This is a genomic window from Streptomyces sp. NPDC059668 (assembly GCF_042734135.1).
GTDB lineage: Bacteria > Actinomycetota > Actinomycetes > Streptomycetales > Streptomycetaceae > Streptomyces.
Genome location: NZ_JBHWEL010000034.1, coordinates 31,163 through 49,738, shown reverse-complemented (window position 1 = coordinate 49,738; position 18,576 = coordinate 31,163). Strand labels below are relative to the sequence as shown.

At 70.8% G+C, this 18,576-nt stretch carries 16 protein-coding genes; 9 read left to right on the top strand and 7 right to left on the bottom strand.

Features of this window, described 5'->3' with window-relative positions:
* Positions 1-315: 315 nt before the first annotated feature.
* A complete protein-coding gene (locus tag ACFV2J_RS23860) occupies positions 316-1,371 on the bottom strand; it encodes a hypothetical protein (RefSeq protein ID WP_385087975.1) in 1,056 nt (351 codons plus the stop codon).
* Positions 1,372-1,703: 332 nt separating this feature from the next.
* On the bottom strand, positions 1,704-2,999 hold the full coding sequence (locus ACFV2J_RS23855; protein ID WP_385087977.1) for an ROK family protein: 1,296 nt from the start codon (positions 2,997-2,999) through the stop codon (positions 1,704-1,706).
* Positions 3,000-3,046: 47 nt separating this feature from the next.
* On the opposite strand from ACFV2J_RS23855, the gene ACFV2J_RS23850 reads away from it, so the two are divergent.
* Together ACFV2J_RS23850 and ACFV2J_RS23845 are read left to right on the top strand one after the other, a co-directional pair.
* On the top strand, positions 3,047-4,162 hold the full coding sequence (locus tag ACFV2J_RS23850; RefSeq protein ID WP_385098257.1) for a Gfo/Idh/MocA family oxidoreductase: 1,116 nt from the start codon (positions 3,047-3,049) through the stop codon (positions 4,160-4,162).
* Positions 4,159-4,623 (top strand): heme-degrading domain-containing protein, encoded by a 465-nt coding sequence (locus ACFV2J_RS23845; RefSeq protein ID WP_356798563.1) that lies wholly within the window; start codon positions 4,159-4,161, stop codon positions 4,621-4,623. Before ACFV2J_RS23850 ends, ACFV2J_RS23845 begins: the two co-directional genes overlap by 4 nt.
* 268 nt (positions 4,624-4,891) lie before the next feature.
* On the opposite strand, the gene ACFV2J_RS23840 is transcribed toward ACFV2J_RS23845, so the two are convergent.
* The 4 genes from ACFV2J_RS23840 to ACFV2J_RS23825 all read right to left on the bottom strand — a co-directional run bounded on the left by ACFV2J_RS23840 (position 4,892) and on the right by ACFV2J_RS23825 (position 8,167).
* Positions 4,892-5,749: a fumarylacetoacetate hydrolase family protein gene (locus ACFV2J_RS23840; RefSeq protein WP_385082297.1), complete on the bottom strand. Its 858-nt coding sequence runs from the start codon at positions 5,747-5,749 to the stop codon at positions 4,892-4,894.
* 200 nt (positions 5,750-5,949) lie between these two features.
* Entirely contained in the window at positions 5,950-6,660 is a 711-nt protein-coding gene (locus ACFV2J_RS23835) for a YidC/Oxa1 family membrane protein insertase (RefSeq protein WP_385082341.1), read from the bottom strand.
* A gap of 173 nt (positions 6,661-6,833) precedes the next feature.
* The gene (locus ACFV2J_RS23830; RefSeq protein WP_385082299.1) at positions 6,834-7,175 is read right to left on the bottom strand and encodes a DUF6412 domain-containing protein; all 342 of its coding nucleotides are present in this window, start codon (positions 7,173-7,175) and stop codon (positions 6,834-6,836) included.
* A gap of 182 nt (positions 7,176-7,357) precedes the next feature.
* A complete protein-coding gene (locus ACFV2J_RS23825; RefSeq protein ID WP_385082300.1) occupies positions 7,358-8,167 on the bottom strand; it encodes a class E sortase in 810 nt (269 codons plus the stop codon).
* Positions 8,168-8,507: 340 nt separating this feature from the next.
* On the opposite strand from ACFV2J_RS23825, the gene ACFV2J_RS23820 reads away from it, so the two are divergent.
* The 7 genes from ACFV2J_RS23820 to ACFV2J_RS23790 all read left to right on the top strand — a co-directional run bounded on the left by ACFV2J_RS23820 (position 8,508) and on the right by ACFV2J_RS23790 (position 18,253).
* Positions 8,508-9,983 (top strand): beta-1,6-galactanase, encoded by a 1,476-nt coding sequence (locus tag ACFV2J_RS23820; protein ID WP_385082301.1) that lies wholly within the window; start codon positions 8,508-8,510, stop codon positions 9,981-9,983.
* 164 nt (positions 9,984-10,147) lie between these two features.
* Entirely contained in the window at positions 10,148-11,167 is a 1,020-nt protein-coding gene (locus tag ACFV2J_RS23815; protein WP_385082302.1) for an SEC-C domain-containing protein, read from the top strand.
* Between the two features lie 177 nt (positions 11,168-11,344).
* Positions 11,345-12,925 carry an ATP-binding protein gene (locus ACFV2J_RS23810; protein WP_385082304.1) on the top strand — a complete coding sequence of 527 codons (1,581 nt, stop codon included), beginning with the start codon at positions 11,345-11,347 and terminating at the stop codon, positions 12,923-12,925.
* 118 nt (positions 12,926-13,043) lie between these two features.
* On the top strand, positions 13,044-15,950 hold the full coding sequence (locus ACFV2J_RS23805; protein ID WP_385082342.1) for a Z1 domain-containing protein: 2,907 nt from the start codon (positions 13,044-13,046) through the stop codon (positions 15,948-15,950).
* A gap of 47 nt (positions 15,951-15,997) precedes the next feature.
* Positions 15,998-16,978, top strand: a complete 981-nt coding sequence (locus tag ACFV2J_RS23800) for a NaeI family type II restriction endonuclease (protein ID WP_385440442.1) — start codon at positions 15,998-16,000, stop codon at positions 16,976-16,978.
* 2 nt (positions 16,979-16,980) lie between these two features.
* Complete coding sequence (locus tag ACFV2J_RS23795) at positions 16,981-17,739, top strand: NgoMIV family type II restriction endonuclease (RefSeq protein ID WP_385082307.1); 759 nt, start codon at positions 16,981-16,983, stop codon at positions 17,737-17,739.
* Positions 17,740-17,749: 10 nt separating this feature from the next.
* Positions 17,750-18,253, top strand: coding sequence for a very short patch repair endonuclease (locus ACFV2J_RS23790; RefSeq protein WP_385082308.1), 504 nt, complete (start codon positions 17,750-17,752; stop codon positions 18,251-18,253).
* Here ACFV2J_RS23790 and ACFV2J_RS23785 read toward each other — a convergent pair.
* Complete coding sequence (locus ACFV2J_RS23785) at positions 18,246-18,500, bottom strand: hypothetical protein (RefSeq protein ID WP_385440439.1); 255 nt, start codon at positions 18,498-18,500, stop codon at positions 18,246-18,248. The two genes, ACFV2J_RS23790 and ACFV2J_RS23785, sit on opposite strands and share 8 nt — an antisense overlap.
* Positions 18,501-18,576: the final 76 nt, after the last annotated feature.

Here is an 18,576-nt window from a genome sequence, read left to right as displayed (position 1 = left end):
CGTCGCAGACGGGACGCGCGGCCGTGCCCGCGGGAGGGGGCGGCGGCGACCGGACCGGGAGCCGGCGAACGGCTCGGCGCGGGTCGGACCGGGCGCGGACGGACGGCTCAGCGCCGGTCGGACCGGGCGCGGACGGACGGCTACGGACCGGGCGCTCGCGGCCGGGCGCGCGGGCGGGGGGGGCGGGGCCCGGCCCGGGCCCCGGCCCACGGCTCGGCGCGGGTCGGACCGGGCGCGGACGGACGGCTCAGCGCCGGTCGGACCGGGCGCGGACGGACGGCTCAGCGCCGGTCGGACCGGGCGCGGACGGACGGCTCAGCGCCGGTCGGACCGGGCGCGGCGGGCCACGACGAACAGGGCGACGCCGGTCGCGAACACGCCGATCACGCCCGCCACACCGAACCCGTGCGGCGCGCCGGGACCGGTCTCGGCGAGCTCGTCCGCGGCGGAGACACCACCCGTGCCTCCGTCGCCGTCCGTGCCCCCGCCCGTTCCCCCGTCGCCGCCCCCGCCGCTTCCGCCACCGTCGACACCCCCGGCGCCGGCCCCGGACCCGCCTCCGCCGGTACCCGAGTCGGTACCGGTACCGGAATCGCCGGTCCCGCCGCTGCCGCCACTGCCGCCTTGGGCGGTACCGCCCCCGCCGTCACCACCGCTCCCCCCTCCGTTGCCGCCCCCGCCGGTGCCCCCGCCGTTCCCCCCGCCGGTGCCGCCGCCGTCGGTGTGACCGTGGGTCTCCGCGTTCCCCGGGACGTCGGTGCCGCCGCCGTCGATCCGGAACCGGTAGTCGTTCGACTGCCCCACCCAGTCCCCGTCGTCGCCGTGCCGCTGGACGGCCGCCGCGTTGGCGACGACGTCGTTCGGCACGGCGTCGGAGGTCACGGAGAGCCGGACCTTCACGGTGACCGTCCGGCCGGGCCCGACGGTGAATCCCGGGAACCCGTCGTCGAACGCCCCCACGTTCTCGTCCTCGTCGCTCCTCTCGAACACGACCGGGTGCGGCTTCTCGCCCTCGTAGAACTCCATCCGCGCCTGTTTCGGCTTCAGCGCCCGCTTGCCGTCCACCAGCACGACGACCGGGTGGATGTCTCCGCAGGTGTGCGCCGTGGTGTTGGTCAGGTCGATGTACCAGGTCCCGAAGCCGCCACCGGCCTCGAAGGTGCCGGGCCCCCCGTGGATCCTGGTCTTGACGGGGAAGGTCCGGGTGTCCGGGGCGGCACAGGTGGGGCCGGGGTCCGTGGAGGCGGCGAGCGCGTGCGCGGGGGCGGGCGCGAGGGCGAGGGCGAGGGCGAGACCCAGGGCGGGCGCGGCGGCGGTCGGGGCGAACTGGAGCCGGTTCAGGAGCGGCGGGAGGGACGGGCGCGGTCGCATGAAAGGCCTTTGCCGATCGAGGACGGTGGGGACCAGGAACGTCAGGCGGTAACGGGCAACGGCACGCGAGACCCTGCCACCACCACCCGGCGCCCCCGCGCCACCACGCCCGCCCATGGCCCCGATCGGCGGCGGAAGTCCCCTCGAACAGCGGATCGCGGAAGAGGGGAGGGGGGCACGGAGGAGGCCGGAGGAGCGGCGGAGGAAGTCAGGAAGAACAGCGGAGGAGGTCCGGAGGAGCAGCGGCGAGGGAATCCGTGCCTCCCGATCGGAGCTCCGCTCCTCCCGCGGTTCTCGCCGCCCCCTCCCGCGCGGCCCCGCCGCCCCGCGCCTCAGCCTTCTCCGCGCCGCTCCCCGCGCCCCTCTCCCCGACCGAACAGCGGGGCCAGCAACAACTGCGCCGCCCCCTCCGCCACCCCGCGCGCCCCGCCGGGAGCGATCCGCACCGGAACCGTGTCCGTGCCCTCACGCCGGGCCCGCTCCCCCAGTACGGCTCCGACACCCCGTACGAAGGCCTCCTGATGAGCCGCGACCGTACGGCCGCCGAGCAGCACCAGGTCGATGTCGAGCAATCCGACCAGGTTCGCGGCCCCCGCGCCCAGTACGCGGGCCGCCTCGTCCACGGCCCCTCGTCCCACCGCGGCGAGGCACAGCGCCTCGACACAGCCACGGTTGCCGCAGTCGCACAGGGGGCCGTCCAGCTGAATGACCTGGTGTCCGAACTCGCCCGCCCCGGTACGGGCGCCCCGGTGCACGGCCCCACCGAACACGAGCCCGGCCCCGAGCCCGGTACCGAGATGCAGATAGGCGAAGGCCTCCCCGCCCGCGCCGTCGCCACCCGAGCCATCGCCACCCGCGCCGTCGCCGCCACCGTGGTCGCCGCCCCCGTCCTGGCCGCCGTCACCGGGCGTTCCGTCGAGCCCGCCGTCGCGTCCGAGCACGGGGCCGCGCCCCGGCGCACACCCACTCACGGCCAGCCCCAGCGCCGCCGCGTTGGTGTCCTTGTCCACCACCACCGGCACCCCGAGCCGCCCCGCGAGCACGTTCCGCAGCGGGTATCCGTCCCACTCGGGGAACCCCGTGACCCGGTGCAGCACCCCTCGCGCGTGGTCGAGCGGCCCGGGCAGCGCGACGCCGACCCCGAGGACGGAGACCCCGGCCCCCTCGATCAGCGCCTCGACCTCCCGCGCCGCCCCCGCGACGACGGCCTCCGCCCCGGCCCCCAGACCGAGCGGCACCCTCCGCTCGGCGACCACCGCGCCCGCGAGATCGCAGAGCACCGCCGTCAGCTCGTCCCGGTCGAGGTGGAGCCCGACCGCGTGCCCGGCCTCGGGGACGAGCCGCAGTACGGTACGCGGCTTGCCGCCCGTCGAGGCCAGCTGTCCCGCCTCCGCCGCCAGCCCGTCCGCCCGCAGCCGGGCGGTGATCTTGCTGACGGCCTGCGGGGTCAGCCCGGTGCGCTCGGCGAGTTCGAGGCGGCTGATGCCCGTCGTTCCCGCCGTGCGCAGCAGGTCGAGCACGAGCGCCCCGTTGTGACTGCGCAGGGCGAGCAGATTCGCCCCCGCCCCCTCGAGCCGCCCCGGCAGGCTCGCTCCCGACTCCGCGCTGGTCCTGTTCACGTACGCCATTGTCCCCCGCGCTTGCACTTTGGCAACAGCGTTGCCAAAGTGGAGCCATGACAGGAAGCACGATTGACACAGGTCCTGAAGCAGGTTCCGCCCCCGGCGCCCCCCTCCGCGTGGCCCTCATCGGCTACGGGCTCGCGGGCTCCGTCTTCCACGCCCCGCTGATCGCCGCGACCGAGGGCCTGGCCCTGGACACGATCGTCACCTCGAACCCGGAGCGGCAGGAGCAGGCCCGCGCCGAGTTCCCCCAGGTGCGCTTCGCCGCCACCCCGGACGACCTCTGGGCACGCGCCGACGAGCTGGACCTGGTCGTCATCGCCTCTCCGAACAAGACCCACGTCCCGCTCGCGACCGCCGCCCTCAAGGCGGACCTCCCGGTCGTCGTCGACAAGCCGATCGCCGGCACGGCGGCCGAGGCCCGGGAGCTCGCCGCCCTGGCCGACGAGCGCGGCCTCCTCCTCTCGGTCTTCCAGAACCGCCGCTGGGACAACGACTTCCTGACCCTCCGCAAGCTGCTCGACGAGGGCGAGCTCGGCGACGTATGGCGCTTCGAGTCCCGTTTCGAGCGCTGGCGTCCGCAGCTCAAGGGCGGCTGGCGCGAGTCCGGCGACCCGGCAGAGATCGGAGGTCTCCTCTACGACCTCGGCAGCCACGTCGTCGACCAGGCGCTCGTCCTCTTCGGCCCCGCGGCCTCGGTGTACGCCGAGGCGGTCGTCCGTCGTGACGGCGCCGTGACGGACGACGACACCTTCATCGCGATCACGCACACGAGCGGCGTCCGCTCCCACCTCTACGTCTCCGCGACCACCGCGCAGCTCGGCCCGCGCTTCCGCGTCCTCGGCTCGCGGGCCGGTTACGTGAAGCACGGCCTCGACCCGCAGGAGGCGCAGCTGCGCGAGGGCGGCCGGCCCGGCACGACGGCCGAGTGGGGTGTCGAGCCCGAGTCCCTGTGGGGCCGCGTGGGTTCCGGCGAGTCACCGCTCACCGGAGGCGGCCTGCCCGAGCCCACGCTCCCGGGCGCGTACCCGGCGTACTACGCGGCGGTGGCGGCCGCCCTGCGCGACGGCGGGCCGAACCCGGTCACCGCGCACGAGGCGGCGGCAGCGCTCGACGTGCTGGAGGCGGCGCACCGCTCCGCCCGCGAGAACACGGTGGTGGCCCTGTGAGCGCCCCGGACATCGCGGAACTGGAGGAGCAGGAGCGCCGGTTGGTGCTTCCCCGGTTCACCCACGACGACGCGTGGACGCTGGGCACGCTGCTCGTCGAGCTCGCCCGTGAACGCCGCGCCCCCGTCGCCGTCGACATCCGGCGGGGCGGCCAGCAGCTCTTCCACGCGGCACTGCCCGGCTCGACCCCGGACAACGACGCCTGGATCGACCGCAAGCGCCGGGTCGTCGAGCGCTACGGCTGCTCCTCGCTCCTGGTCGGCACCCGCTTCCGCGCCAAGGGCACGACGTTCGAGGAGTCCTCACGCCTCGACCCCGACACGTACGCGGCCCACGGCGGCGCGTTCCCGGTCACGGTCGAGGGCGCGGGCGTGATCGGCACCGTGGTGGTCTCGGGCCTGCCCCAACTGGACGACCACGCGATGGTCGTAGAGGCACTGACCCACTTCCTGACCCCGTAAGCCGAGGGACCCCCGCGCCCCACCAGGGGCGCGGGGAACTGCGCGCCCAGCCCCCAACACGCCGACCGCAGAGGGGCTGGGGCGCAGCCCCGCCCCTCCAAGGGGCGCGGGGAACTGCGCGCTCAACCCCCACAGCCCCACACAGAACCACCGACCGCAAAAGGCCGGGGGCGCAGCCCCCATGCCTCCCAGGGGCGCGGGGAACTGCGCGCCCAACCCCCACCGCCCCGCACCCGCACCCGCACCCGCACCCGCACCCGGCAAAGCCCTACGCCGCCCCGAACACCTGCCGCTGCCTCCCCAACCCCTCGATCTCCAGCTCCACGACATCCCCGGCCCGCAGATACGGCTTCGGCTCCGGCCGCCCCATCGCCACCCCCGCCGGCGTACCGGTGTTGATGACGTCACCCGGGTAGAGGGTCATGAACTGGCTCACGTAGCGGACCACTTCGGCGACCGGAAAGATCTGCTCGGCCGTCGTGCCGTCCTGCTTGAGCTCACCGTTGACCCACAGCCGCAGCGCCAGGTCCTGCGGGTCCGGGACCTCGTCCGCGGTCACCAGCCACGGCCCCAGCGGATTGAACGTCTCGCAGTTCTTGCCCTTGTCCCAGGTCCCCCCGCGCTCGATCTGGAACTCGCGCTCGGAGACGTCGTGCGCGACCGCGTACCCGGCGACGTGCGCGAGCGCCTCCTCGTGGGACGGCAGATAGCGCGCGGTGCGTCCGATCACCACCGCCAGCTCCACCTCCCAGTCGGTCTTGACCGACCCGCGCGGCACGAGCACGGTGTCGTGCGGCCCGACCACCGTGTCCGCCGCCTTGAAGAAGATCACCGGCTCGGCGGGCGCCTCGGCCCCGGTCTCCCGTGCGTGGTCGTGGTAGTTCAGGCCGATGCAGACGACCTTGCCGATACGGGCGAGCGGCGGCCCGACCCGAAGCCCCGCCGTGTCCAGCACGGGCAGTTCCCCGGACTCGGCGGCCGCACGGATCCGGCCGAGCGCGGCGCCGTCGGCGAGCAGCGGCCCGTCGATGTCCGGGACGACGCCCGACAGGTCCCGGAGGATTCCCTCGGTGTCGAGCAGCGCGGGCCGCTCCGATCCCGCCGTACCGACTCGCAGCAGCTTCATGATCACAATCTCCCTCGATCGCGGCAGCCCCGACGGGTGCAGCCATCGGAGGACTGGTCGATCCTCCAAGCTGCACGTCCAGTCCGCAATACCCCGTTCACGGACTGGACCGCCCACGACCGCTCACCAGCACCCACCGCCACCCACCACGGCCACCCGGCCCGAGCGGCTCAGGTGGCTCACACGGCGCCCCCGCACCCTCAGGGATACAACACCGCCCGCTCCACCGCGCTCCACGTCGTACTGGTCACCACGTACAGCGCGGCGGCCAGCGGCACCAGCGCCACGGTGAGGAGCGTGAAGTAGGAGAGGAACGGCATGACCGCGCCGACCGCGCCGAGCCCGGGAATCTGCTGCTCGCCACCGGCCTCCGACGCCGCGCCGGCCGTCGTCCGCTTCGTACGCCGGTAGTTGAAGGTCGCGACCAGGGCGACCACCACGAACAGGCCCAGATAGACGAGCCCTTGGGCCCCGAACACCCCGTCGCCCCCGAGGGCGTCCGCGTACCGGTGGCCGAGCGGCGCGCCGAACAGCCGGTGGTCCAGCAGGCCGTTGGGGCCACCGCCGATCGTCGTGCTGGAGAACAGGTGGTAGAGGAGGACGAAGGCAGGTATCTGGAGGAGACCGGGCAGGCAGCCGGCCAGGGGCGACACCTTCTCCCGCGCGTGCAGTTCCAGCAGCGCCCGCTGGTACTTCTCCTGGTCGCGGCCGTGCTTCTCGCGCAACTCGGCGACCTGCGGGCGCAGCGCGGCACGTGCCCGTTGCCCCCGCGCCGACGCGCGTGACAGGGGGTGCACGAGCAGCCGTACGAGCATGGTGATCAGAACGATCGCGGCGGCGGCCGCGGAGGCGTGGAACAACGGCTGCAGCAGGTCGGCGACCTGCTCGACCAGTGTGGCGAAAGTGGCCATGAGCGTGGACATGGATGAGCCCTCCGAGGGTCTCGTCGTGCCGGAGTCGGAGCAGATGTCGGCATGACGACCCGCGAGAGCCACGTCGGTCGGTCGTACGGACCGTGCGGGGTCGCACGGAAGGCACGGGGTCGTACGGACCGTGCGGCGCGTACGAGAGGAGGAGGCGTGGCCTACGCGGTGGTCGCCGGGAGGGCGGGCCCCGGTGCCCGGGGTCGCCGGCGCCCCGCGGCGTCGGGATCACGCTGCGGCAGGAAGGCCGTACGGTGCTCGCGGTCCCGCAGGGCCGTCCGGACCCTCGTGCGCGGGACGACGGGGGCGCAGCGCGCGGCGAGGACGGCGCAGACCGCGAGGGCGGTGCCGGCCGCCGTGGTGGCGGCGAGGGCGACGGCGACGGCGGCCGAGATGCCACCGGCGTCGAGCAGGACGACCTCGGCGAGGAAGAGGAGGACGAGGGGCAGGGCGAGGCGGAACGGCGCGGCGGGCCGGCGCACGGTCACCCGGCGACGGATCATCGGCCACTCCCCCTCTCGCACACCCACAGGTCCCGCCGGGTCGGGATCGAGTCCGGGCCCGGCACCCTTTCGACGTCCGGGAGGGGCCCGATGGTTCCGCGAGCGGCGCATTCACGGCTCCTGGCAGCGGCGCCTCTCCAGCGACCCCGGTCTCATGGGGACTTGACGGGGCTCACCGAGACTCACCGGGGCTTCATGGACCGCAGCTTCCCCCACACCACCAGGCGGTACGTGGAGGTGTACTCGGGGGTGCAGGTGGTGAGGGTGATGTAGTACCCCGGCTCGCTGTAGCCGTAGGACGGCCGGACGGTACTGCGCGGCACCCGGCCGATCACACCGCCGTCCCGCGCGGAGGTCCGCGGCAGCGTCCTGTCGACGGCGTACGTGAAGACGGCGGACGCCGTCTCGACGCGGACGGTGTCCCCGGGACGCAGCCGGTTGATGTACCGGAACGGCTCCCCGTGGGTGTTCCGGTGCCCGGCGACCGCGAAGTTCCCGGCCTGGCCCGGCTGTTGGGACCCCTTGTAGTGGCCGACGTATCCCTTGTTGAGGACGTCCCGTTTGCCGACGCCCTCGGCAACGGGGACGCGAAGGCCGAGGCGGGGAACGGTGAGGACGGCGTACGCCTGGGACCAGCGAGGCGCGCCGGTGGTGTCGCTGGACCCCGCCCCCCGTTCACGCTCCCGGGACCGGGCGCTCCCGTCCCCGCCCCCGGCCTCCGTGGCCGCCCGCTCGGCTCCCGCCGCCCCCGTGGCTTCCGCGGAGAGACCGGCCGGCCCCGGCGTCCCGGGTGCGCCCCACTCCCGCTCCAACGCCCGCACCTCGCGCTCGGCGTCGTGCCGGGCCTGCCGGTTGGTCCACCACAACTGGTGGGCGACGAGGAGCAGGAGGACGACACCGACGGTGACGAGGAGTTCCCCGCCGGTCCACAGGACGCGCCTGCGGAGGGCCCGCCGACGCAGGGTGCTGTGCCGCACCACCCGAACCCGCACGCGCGCCCCTCCTCTCCCCCGGCCCGTACCGCTCGGCCGGCAACCCCGAAACCCCGTGATCCTGTCGCCCCGTCACCCCGTCGCGCCCCGCCCCGCCGCGCCTCGCGCTCACCGGGGCCGCACGATAAGCCGTACCCCCGCAAGTCACCAGCCCCGTACGCCTCCACCCGTCCGGTCCGCTTCCTCCAGTGGTTTGAGAAAGGGATGTCACAACCCTCGACAACCCCACACGCCACACCGGATGCTTCCTGAGGGCTTCGGCGGGGCCGGAGACATCAACCCGGCGAACCAACGCGCGTCCCCAGAACGTCAGTCGAGAGTTCCGGAGAGGTGGAGAGCCGTGATCCGACGCAGAACACTGCTGGCCGCAGCGGGCGGTACGTTCCTCGGTGGCGCCCTGGCGACAGGAACCGCGCACGCCGACGCGGCCATCGCCGTCAACCCCCGCTGCACGTATGGAACATGGGACGGCTGGGGCACCTCGCTCGCCTGGTGGGCCAACGTGTTCGGGGCCCGGGACGACTTCGCGGACCTCTTCTTCACCACCAGGTCGGTCACCTACGGCGGCGTCACCCTGCCCGGCCTCGGTCTGAACATCGCCCGCTACAACCTCGGCGCCTGCAGCACGAACAGCGTCGGCGGCGAGAGCATGACCGCGTCGCCCAACATCCCCGCGTACAAGCGGATCGAGGGCTACTGGCAGGACTGGAACGACGAGGACCCCGCCTCGTCGGCCTGGAAGTGGACGGCGGACGCCACCCAGCGCGCCGCCCTCACGAAGGCGACCGCTCGCGGCGCGGTGAGCGAACTGTTCGCGAACTCCCCGATGTGGTGGATGTGTCTGAACCACAACCCGTCGGGCGCGTCCGGCGGCGGCAACAACCTCCAGTCCTGGAACTACCGCCAGCACGCCTCGCACCTGGCCGCGGTGGCCCTGTACGCCAGGGACAACTGGGGCGTGAACTTCTCGACGGTGGAGGCCTTCAACGAGCCGTCCTCCAACTGGTGGACGGCCACCGGCACTCAGGAGGGCTGCCACGTCGACGCCTCCGTCCAGTCCGCCGTCCTGTCCCACCTGCGCGGCGAACTCGACCGGCGTGGCCTCACGGGCACCAGGATCTCGGCGTCCGACGAGACGAGCTACGACCTGGCGCGCACGACCTGGAACTCCTTCGGCACGACGACGAGGGCCCTGGTCGACCGGGTCAACGTGCACGGCTACCAGGGGTCGGGCGGCCGCCGTGACCTCCTCTACACGGACGCCGTGACCACCGGCGGCAAGACCCTGTGGAACTCCGAGTACGGCGACGGCGACGGCACCGGCCTCAGCCTGGCGAGCAACCTCCTCCTGGACTTCCGCTGGCTGCACCCGACCGCCTGGGTCTACTGGCAGGTCATGGACCCCACGGCCGGCTGGGGCCTGATCAAGTACGACGAGAGCACCCTGACGGCCGGCCCGGTCGAGACGAAGCTCTACGTCATGGCCCAGTTCAGCCGCCACATCCGCCCCGGGATGACGATCGTGGACACGGGCGTGGACCACGCGGTGGCGGCGTACGACGCGACGGCGAGGCGCCTGGTGATCGTCGCGGCGAACAAGTCCACGTCCGCCCAGACCCTGACCTTCGACCTCTCCCGCTTCACCACGGTGACCGGCTCCACCGGCGGCCTGGTCCCCCGCTGGAACACGGTCACCGGCGGTGGCGGTGACCTCTACACCGCACACTCGGACACACATCTGAACGGGAAGTCACTGAGCGTGCCGTTCGCGGCGGGGGCGGTACAGACACTGCAGGTCGACGGGGCGGTGACCTGAGCCCGGTGCGCGACCGCGCGCACGCCCCGGAGGGGCACCCGCCGCCGGCGCCCACCGGCACCTCCGCCCTCCCCGTCCCCCGTGACGGGTATCGGCCGCCCCCGCTCACCCTCTGGCCAGCGGATCTCTCCATTTCGTAAGGCGACGGCAGTACGGTGTCCCCCATGCGCCCCGACACGCCTGCCGACAACGTCGACCACACCGCCGAAGCCGCACGCCTGGAGCGGACCGCCGGCCTCTATCCCGAGGACGCCGAACACCTGCTCCTGCAGGCCGCGGCCCACCTCGAACTGGCCGGCGACCGCCCCGGCGCCAGCGCACTCTACGACCGCCTCCTGGCGTCCCCGACACCCCTGGAGCGCCCCCACCTGGTCCGCGCCCTGAAGGCGTCGAACCTGTGGGAGTACGGCCACGAGGCGGAGGCACGCGCGATCATCGACGGAGTGCGCGCCGCGTCCCCCCGCGACCCCGCCCCCTGGGTGATCGTGGCGGAGGCGCTGGAGTCGCACGACGAGCTGGAGGCGGCGCAGGAGACGTTCACGGAGGGCGCGACGCTGCTCCTGACCGACGTGACGGACCCGCCGTACGCCACCCGCCCCATCCTCTTCGGCCGCCACCGCGTCCGCCGCATGCTGGGCGTCGCCCACGACGACTGGGACGCCCTCGCGGACACCCTCCACTCGTCGCCCGTCTCCCTCGACGAGCTCCACGACCCCAAGCGCGTGTGGTCACTCGGCTCGGAGAACCCGGCGGAGCTCCAGGCGGAGATCAGCCGCCTGCGCGCCGAACTGGGCGCCCACCGCGAGGCCCTCTCCCGCCCGTTCCCGGTCGCGGTCCTGCACTGGCCCGCCGACGAACTGGCGGAACTCCTCGCCGCGTACCCCTCGCTCGCCACGGAGTACCCGTCCCACGAGGAACACCTGGCGACGATAGAGGCGTCCCTGCGCGAACTGTCCGCCTCCGGCACCCCCAACCTGGGCATCGTCACCGGCACGGTCCCGTCCTACGAGGCCTTCTCCGCCTCGGAGGCCTCGTCCCCGTCCGACACGACGCTCCTCCCCCAGTACGCGACAACCCTGGCAGCCCGAGGCCGCGCAACGGCCTGGCCGCCTCAGCGGGGGGTTGTGTGCTGGTGTGGGTCCGGGCGGGGGTATGGGGAGTGTCACGGGATCCAGAACGCTTGACACCGGCGACGTCACACCCCTTGAGGTTCGCCCCTGGAACACGTCCAGGGGCGTCAGGCGCATTTCTTACGATCCCACTGTTCCTTCACAACTCACGCGCGCTAACGTCACATGTGACCAGCTGAACTGGCCTGCCCGCGCGCATCCCGGGCACGGCTCTGCCCGCGAGGAACACGTATGCCGCCCTACCAGCCGTCTTCGGACTGGCAGTTCGACGTACCCACCAGCGGAAGCAAGCGGCTCCCCCCGGCAGCCAGGTCCTTCGAATCGCTCGCGCACCAGGGCTACGGCTTCGAGGCGGCCGTCGCCGACCTGATCGACAACTCGATCGACGCAGGAGCCCACAACGTCGTCGTGAGCTTCCTGCGCGACACGGGCGAACGCGGTGGCCGCGACCGCCTCGTCGGTCTGCTCGTCATCGACGACGGCCACGGCATGGACGAGGCAAGCCTGGACACGGCGATGACCGTCGGCGGGCGCGAGAAGTACGCCGCCGGGGCCCTCGGGCATTTCGGCGCCGGGCTGAAGGCGGCCTCCCTCTCGCACGCCGACGCACTCACCGTCATCAGCCGGACCAAGCGCAGCCCGTCGACCGGCCGTCGCTGGCTCACCGCCCGTGCGCAGGCCGACTTCACCTGCGACATCGTCGACGCGACGTACTGCCAGGACCTGGTCGACCGCTATGACGGGATCATCGGCTGGCACGGCACGATCGTGCGCTGGGATCAGGTCCGCCCGTTCGAGACCATCACCGCGGGTCAGACCGACCGCTACCTCAATGACGCGATCGAACGGCTCGAGACCCACCTCGGCCTCTACCTCCATCGCTTCCTCGCCCGCGAGGGTTTCCACGTGGACATCGTCGTCGAGGACGTCCACACCCGGGAGGAGCTGGACCACCGGGGAGTCGAGCCCATCGACCCGTTCGGGTACCGGGTCCCCGGCCGCCCCGGCTATCCCCGCACGTACACCGCCCCTGTGGAGGGCCTCGGAGACGTCTCGTTCACGGCGCACATATGGCCGCCCAAGTCTCCGCTGGTCGCGTACCGCGGGATCGGCCCGCTCGCCGAACGCCAGGGCTTCTACCTCTACCGCAACAACCGCCTCGTCCAGGCAGGCGGCTGGAACGACACCCGCAGTCCGGAGGGCCACCTCGCTCTCGCCAGGATCGCCCTGGACCTGCCGTCCGAGCCCAACGACGTGTTCTCCCTGACCGTCAAGAAGGACGGTGTCCAGGTCACCCCGGCGTTCGCTCGCGGTCTGGAGAAGGCGGCGAACGCCGACACCGGCCACGCCTTCACCGACTACGTCCGGGACGCGGAGACGGCCTACCGCGAAGCCGCCAAGCGGCGTACCGAGGTCAAGCGCACCGCCGTCATTCCGCCCGGCAAGGGAATCGATCCCAAGCTGAAGCGGACGCTGCGCGACGAACTGCCCCAGCTGGAGGGCGACGACCCCATCACGTTCGTCTGGGCCCAACTCGACGTACCGGCCGGCGTCGACTCCGCCGACCTCCTCTTCACGATCGACCACAAGGAGCGCCTCGTCGTCCTCAACAGGGACTACCGGCACGCCTTCAACGGCGGCCGGCGAGGAGGCTCCAACGACGCTCCGGTCCTCAAGAGCCTTCTCTACCTGATGCTCAACGAGATCTTCCAGAAGGAGCGGGTCTGGGCCAACCAGACCGACAAGGTCGCCCTGTGGAACAGCGTGCTCGTCACCGCCGTACGAGCCGAACTCGCCCGCGTCGACGACTAGTCCACCGCTCACCCCGCGACTTCCCGCACACCAGAGAGGCCATCCGACCACCGTGACCGCCGAGAACGCGCCCGCTCCCGACCGCCTCACCGACCTTCACGGCGAGGTGCTCGACGCGATGAGCCGGCGCGGCCCCAAGCACTTCGCCAAGCTCGCCTTCGCGCTCGCCGACGACGAAGAGCCGGCGGACACGGACGTGGCCGGATTTCACGAGCGCATCCTGGCCGCGACCCCCGGGGACGACCTGCTCGCCGTCTGGCGCCGCAAGCTCACCGCCTGGGATTTCGAGCAGTCCCCCTCGTGGTCGGCCACGACGGCACGCACCCTCGAGCGGCGCGCCGAGGTCTACGACAAGCTCGCGCTGGACGCGGATCTCCGCAAGGCCTTCGACACCGCGGTCCCCGTCCACACCGAACCCGGACCCGTCACCATCAGCCGGGAGTTCCAGCCCTGGTACACCCGGCAGCAGGCGGCGAACCGCTCCTTCTACTGGACGTCGTACGAGCGACTGCTGCGCCGCAAGGGCTGGGGCGACGCGGCCGTCTCCGGCCTGGACGAGGCCGCCCACGCGGTCGTGGAGCGGCTGGCCGATCCCACCCGTGACGACCCGTACGGCGCGCGCGGACTGGTCGTCGGCTACGTGCAGTCCGGCAAGACCGCCAACTTCACCGGAGTCACGGCCAAGGCCATCGACGCCGGCTACCGGCTGGTCATCGTGCTCGGCGGCACACTGAACCTGCTGCGCGGCCAGACCCAGCGCCGGCTCGACATGGAACTGATCGGCCAGGAGAACATCCTCGGCGCCGCCGACCCGAACGACTTGGACGCTCTTGTCGGCATCGACTACCAGGACGACGAGGACTGGCCCGCCAAGTTCGTCTCCTTCGGCGCCCGCCCCTCCGACCTCGGCGCCTTCGACATCGAGCGGCTCACCTCCCGCGACCGTGACTACATGTCCCTGGAACGCGGCATCAGTGCGCTGGAGTTCGAGAAGCCCGACCGCACCCGCCCCCTGCACGACCCGGCGAACCTGCACGCGGCCCGCGCACGGATCATGGTGGTGAAGAAGAACAAGTCGGTGCTGGAGAAGCTGGTCAAGGACCTCAAGAAGATGGGTCCGATCCTCGGCGAGATCCCGGCCCTCATCATCGACGACGAGTCGGACCAGGCCTCCGTGAACACCACGGACCCCAAGAAGTGGGAGGACGGCAAGGTCATCCGCACCGCGATCAACGGCCAGATCAGCAAGCTCCTGAAGCTGCTGCCCCGCGCCCAGTACGTCGGCTACACCGCGACCCCGTTCGCCAACGTGTTCGTCGACCCGGGCGACGAGGAAGACCTCTTCCCGCGCGACTTCCTGATCTCGCTGCCCCGGCCCACCGACTACATGGGCGTCCAGGACTTCTATGACCTGGACACGATCGACGACGAGGGCGAGGCCGAGAAGAAGCACGTCCGGGGCATCTACGACTACACCGGCGACCGCCTCCAGGAGGCCCTGGACGCCTTCGTCCTCACGGGCGCACTGAAGATCTACCGCGCGGAGCACGGTGTTTCCTCCGACCCGTTCCGGCACCACACGATGCTGGTGCACGAGTCGGTCCGCATGGCGGAGCACGCGGTGCTCGCCGAGCGCATCAAGACGATGTGGCGCAACGCTGCGTACAAGGGGCAGGGCCACGCACGCCTGGCGGCTCTCTTCGAGAGAGACTTCCGCACCTACGCGGACAGTTCCCTGCCCACTCCCGAGACGTATGCGGAACTCAAGCCGTTCGTCTCCGGATCATGCCAGCTGATCGAGCGGGGCGGCAGCCCCGTCATCGTCGTCAATGGCGAGAGCGAGCGCGACTACGCCCAGCCGGACCTGGACTTCGACCGCACCCCGAAGGTCTGGAAGATCCTGGTCGGTGGCACCAAGCTGTCCCGCGGGTTCACGGTCGAGGGCCTGACGGTCACGTACTACCGCCGTACGACCCAGCAGGCCGACACCCTGATGCAGATGGGCCGCTGGTTCGGCTTCCGCGCCGGCTACCGGGACCTGGTTCGGCTGTACATCGGCCGCGAGGAACAGCTCGGCAAGGGCCGCAACGCCAAGACCGTCGACCTGTACGAGGCCTTCGAGGCGATCTGCCGGGACGAGGAGCTCTTCCGCGCCGAACTGGCCCGCTACGCCCCGCTGGTGGACGGCCGCCCCCAGGTCACCCCCGCCCAGATCCCGCCCCTGGTGAGCCAGCACCTCCCGTGGGTAAAGCCGTCGGCCCGGAACAAGATGTTCAACGCGGAGCTGGTGGAGGTGCGGTCGCCGGGCAAGCCGATCGAGCCGGCCGCTTACCCGCAGGACGCTGTACTGACCTCGCGCAACACCGAGCGCTGGAAGTTCGCCCTCGCGGCACTCAGCGGTACCTCAGCGACCTGCGTTCTGCGGCCCGACGAGACTTCGCCCCTGCCCCGCAGCTTCCAGGCGGCAACCACGGTCATCCCGCACGCTCAGCTCCTTTCCGTTCTGAGCTCGCTGGAGTGGGAGGACGGCAACGTTCTCGCCCCGCACCTGACCTACTTGTCCCAGCTTGACGGCCGCCTGGCCAAGGTCGACGACTGGCTGGTCATCGCTCCGCAGCGAACACAACGGAACCGGATCGAGGCGACCGTGCTGGGCCAGGGACCGTTTTCCTTGTTCCGCCGAAGCCGCCAGTCTGGGAAGCAGTCCTTCGGCCGCATTTCAGGCCTGGAACACCGTCTGTTCGCCCAGCAGTTGATCGAACTGCCTGACTCTGCTTCCACGGGAGACGGTTTCCCCGCGCTCGGAGCGACTCGGGGCGTAGTGCTCCTGTATCCCGTCGTAGAAGCCACCCAGGACGATGAGGTCAAAGCCGTCGCCACGACGGGTGCTGCGGCAACTGACCGCGTCATCATGGCGTTCACCGTGATTCCACCGAAGGCCGCCATCGACACGAAGAAGCAGCTCGTGCGCTTCCGGACCAAGGACTCCACTCGCCCGGACGCGGTTATCGTCAACGCAGACTAAGGCGCGAAGGCTCTGCGCGTAGCGGATCACTCACCAACGGGGAGAACATGCTTCCTTTCGAAGAGGCCGACATCAGAGCCGCCGTTTCGGTCGCGCTACCGAACTTGGCGGCCGGAGTGGACCCTGAACTGGACCGGGTCTACGACCGCATCAAGGCGCAGGACCCTACGGGCCGACGGTTTGCCAGGGTCCTCCGCGACACCATCGACCAGTTGCTTAACGGCGAGGTGACCGGGCGCTACGACTGGAAGACACTCTTCAAGACCGAGAAGACCCATGCGGGAACTCTCGTGGAGATCAATCTCCAGCGTGAGTTCAGGTTCGCGGACGGCGACGCAATGGACTATCAGATCGCCGGCGTCGACGTGGACTGCAAGTACTCCCAGCAGTTCGGAGGCTGGATGATCCCGCCAGAGGCGATGGATCATCTCTGCCTGCTGGCCTGGGCGGACGACTACAAGTCCCTCTGGAGTGTCGGCCTCGTCCGGATACGCAACGAGTGGCTGAACACGGGGAACAACCGCGACCTCAAGCTCACGATCAAGGCTGAACACCGGAACAAGATACGGTGGTTGTGGCGGAATGAAGCCCTTCCCGAGAACGTACTCCTCCACATGGACACCGCGGATCGGGCCGCGGTGTTCGCCTCGGACTCAGGCCAACGCCGCTTGAACGAACTCTTCCGGCGCGCCCAGAGGCGACACATCGGCCGCAACGTGGTGCGCACCGTGGCCCAGCAGAAGGACTACATGAAGCGAGTCCGCGGCAACGGCGGCAGCCGGTCGGCGCTCAGCACAGAGGGAATCCTCATCATGGGGGACTACGCCAGCCATCGCGAGATCGCCGCCCAGTTGGGGCTCCCCCTCCCGGAGGAAGGCGAGTTCGTCAGCGCCCGAGTGGTCAGCGCACGGGCCCATCACCAGGACACCCCCGTGGCCGTCCTGGACGGAAAGCAATGGGTCCTCGCCCAGCCAGACGACCCCATTGAATCCGCACCACCTTTGCCTTCACACACCAGACAGGATTGACGATGCACGCGCCTTTCGCCACCCGTCTCCTCGGCTGGAAAAAGCTGGAGAAGACCGGAAAACTCGTCCCGAACACCGCTGACTCCGACAGCAATACATCGAAGCTGCTCGCAGGACACATGCTTGAGGCGTTGGGGGTGGAGCCCGGTGCGGTACTTCCCAATACTCCTGAGAGTCTTGGCCCCGCACTGGAGCACGCCGTTTGCGATCACCTGAAAACGGCGCTGCCCCTCCTGGCCCCGGAGCGCTCATGGCACGTGGATCACAAGAAGACAGTGGCCGACTTCGCACAGTATGAGCATTTGGACAGAGTCGCCGAAGCGGTCCGCAAGAACGTCACTCTCCGTGTCGACCTGGGCCGCGACTACCTCATCAAGCCTGATGTGACCGTAGGCGTTACGAGCCCCGCGGCCGATGTCGCGCCCTGCCACCATCTGCATGCCGCAGTATCCTGCAAATGGACAATTAGGTCAGATCGAGTGCAAAACGTACGTCATGAGTTCCTTCAAATGATCAGGCACCGGCGCGGACGACTGCCGCACCTAGTGGTCGTGACCGCGGAGCCAATGCCAAGCCGGATCGCCTCGATCGCGCGGGGGACCGGAGAAGCCGATGCCATTTACCACGTAGCTCTCGACGCCCTGAAGGCCGCAGTTGCCGCTGTCGGCAGCAGCCAGCAAAGGGACGACCTTGACGAGATCATCGAACAAGGCCGCCTCCTCCCTTACGGAACGCTGCCACCCACTCTGTCCACCTGGTAAATCACCACAGATGACAACCCCCAAGTCAGAACCAGATCCGTCAGGGACCACCTGGGTACCGCCTGAGGGGTCCTGGGCTTCGTCTGCCGCGCGTCGCCGCAACATGCAGGCGATCCGAAGCCGGGACACCACTCCGGAGCGGCTTATCCGCCGGCTGGTGCACGCCCAAGGTCTGCGCTACCGAGTCGCGGCTCGCCCCCTGTCCGACCTCCGCCGCACCGCCGACATGGTCTTCCGGCCCGCGAAAGTAGCCGTTTTCGTCGACGGGTGCTACTGGCACGGCTGTCCTGAGCATTACGTTTCCCCAAAGACCAATCCCGGCTACTGGTCCGACAAAGTGGCCCGGAACATGGCCCGTGACCGCGATACAAACGAGCGCCTGCGGGCAGCCGGCTGGCTTGTCCTGCGCTTCTGGGAACACGAGCCGGCGGAAGAATGCAGTGAAGCGATCCGCCAAGCGGTGCTATCCAGGCGTCCGGCCTCCCCCGCCAGCGAGGCGGACGCTCCTACCTAGCCAGGAACATCCCGAGTGCGCGCTGGGCCATGGCGTTGTCTTCGATCCTCATGAACTCATAGGCGATCTCTGCAAGCTGGCGCGCATCACGCCCGGTCTGCGCGTACCGGAGAATCACGTCCGCCTCAGAACCCAGCCCACATGCCCTGCACGCGGCCACCGCGTGAGCCACCTCCGTCGGCTTGCCCGTCACACCAACGTGCCGCAGGATGCCGGCAACATCCTCGGCCCTTCTGTTCTGCTTCATGTCCAACAGAGTCAGCGCGGTAGGCCATTGTTCTTTCGCGTGTTGCCGGGCCCCCGGCACCAGGGGGCCCGGGAAC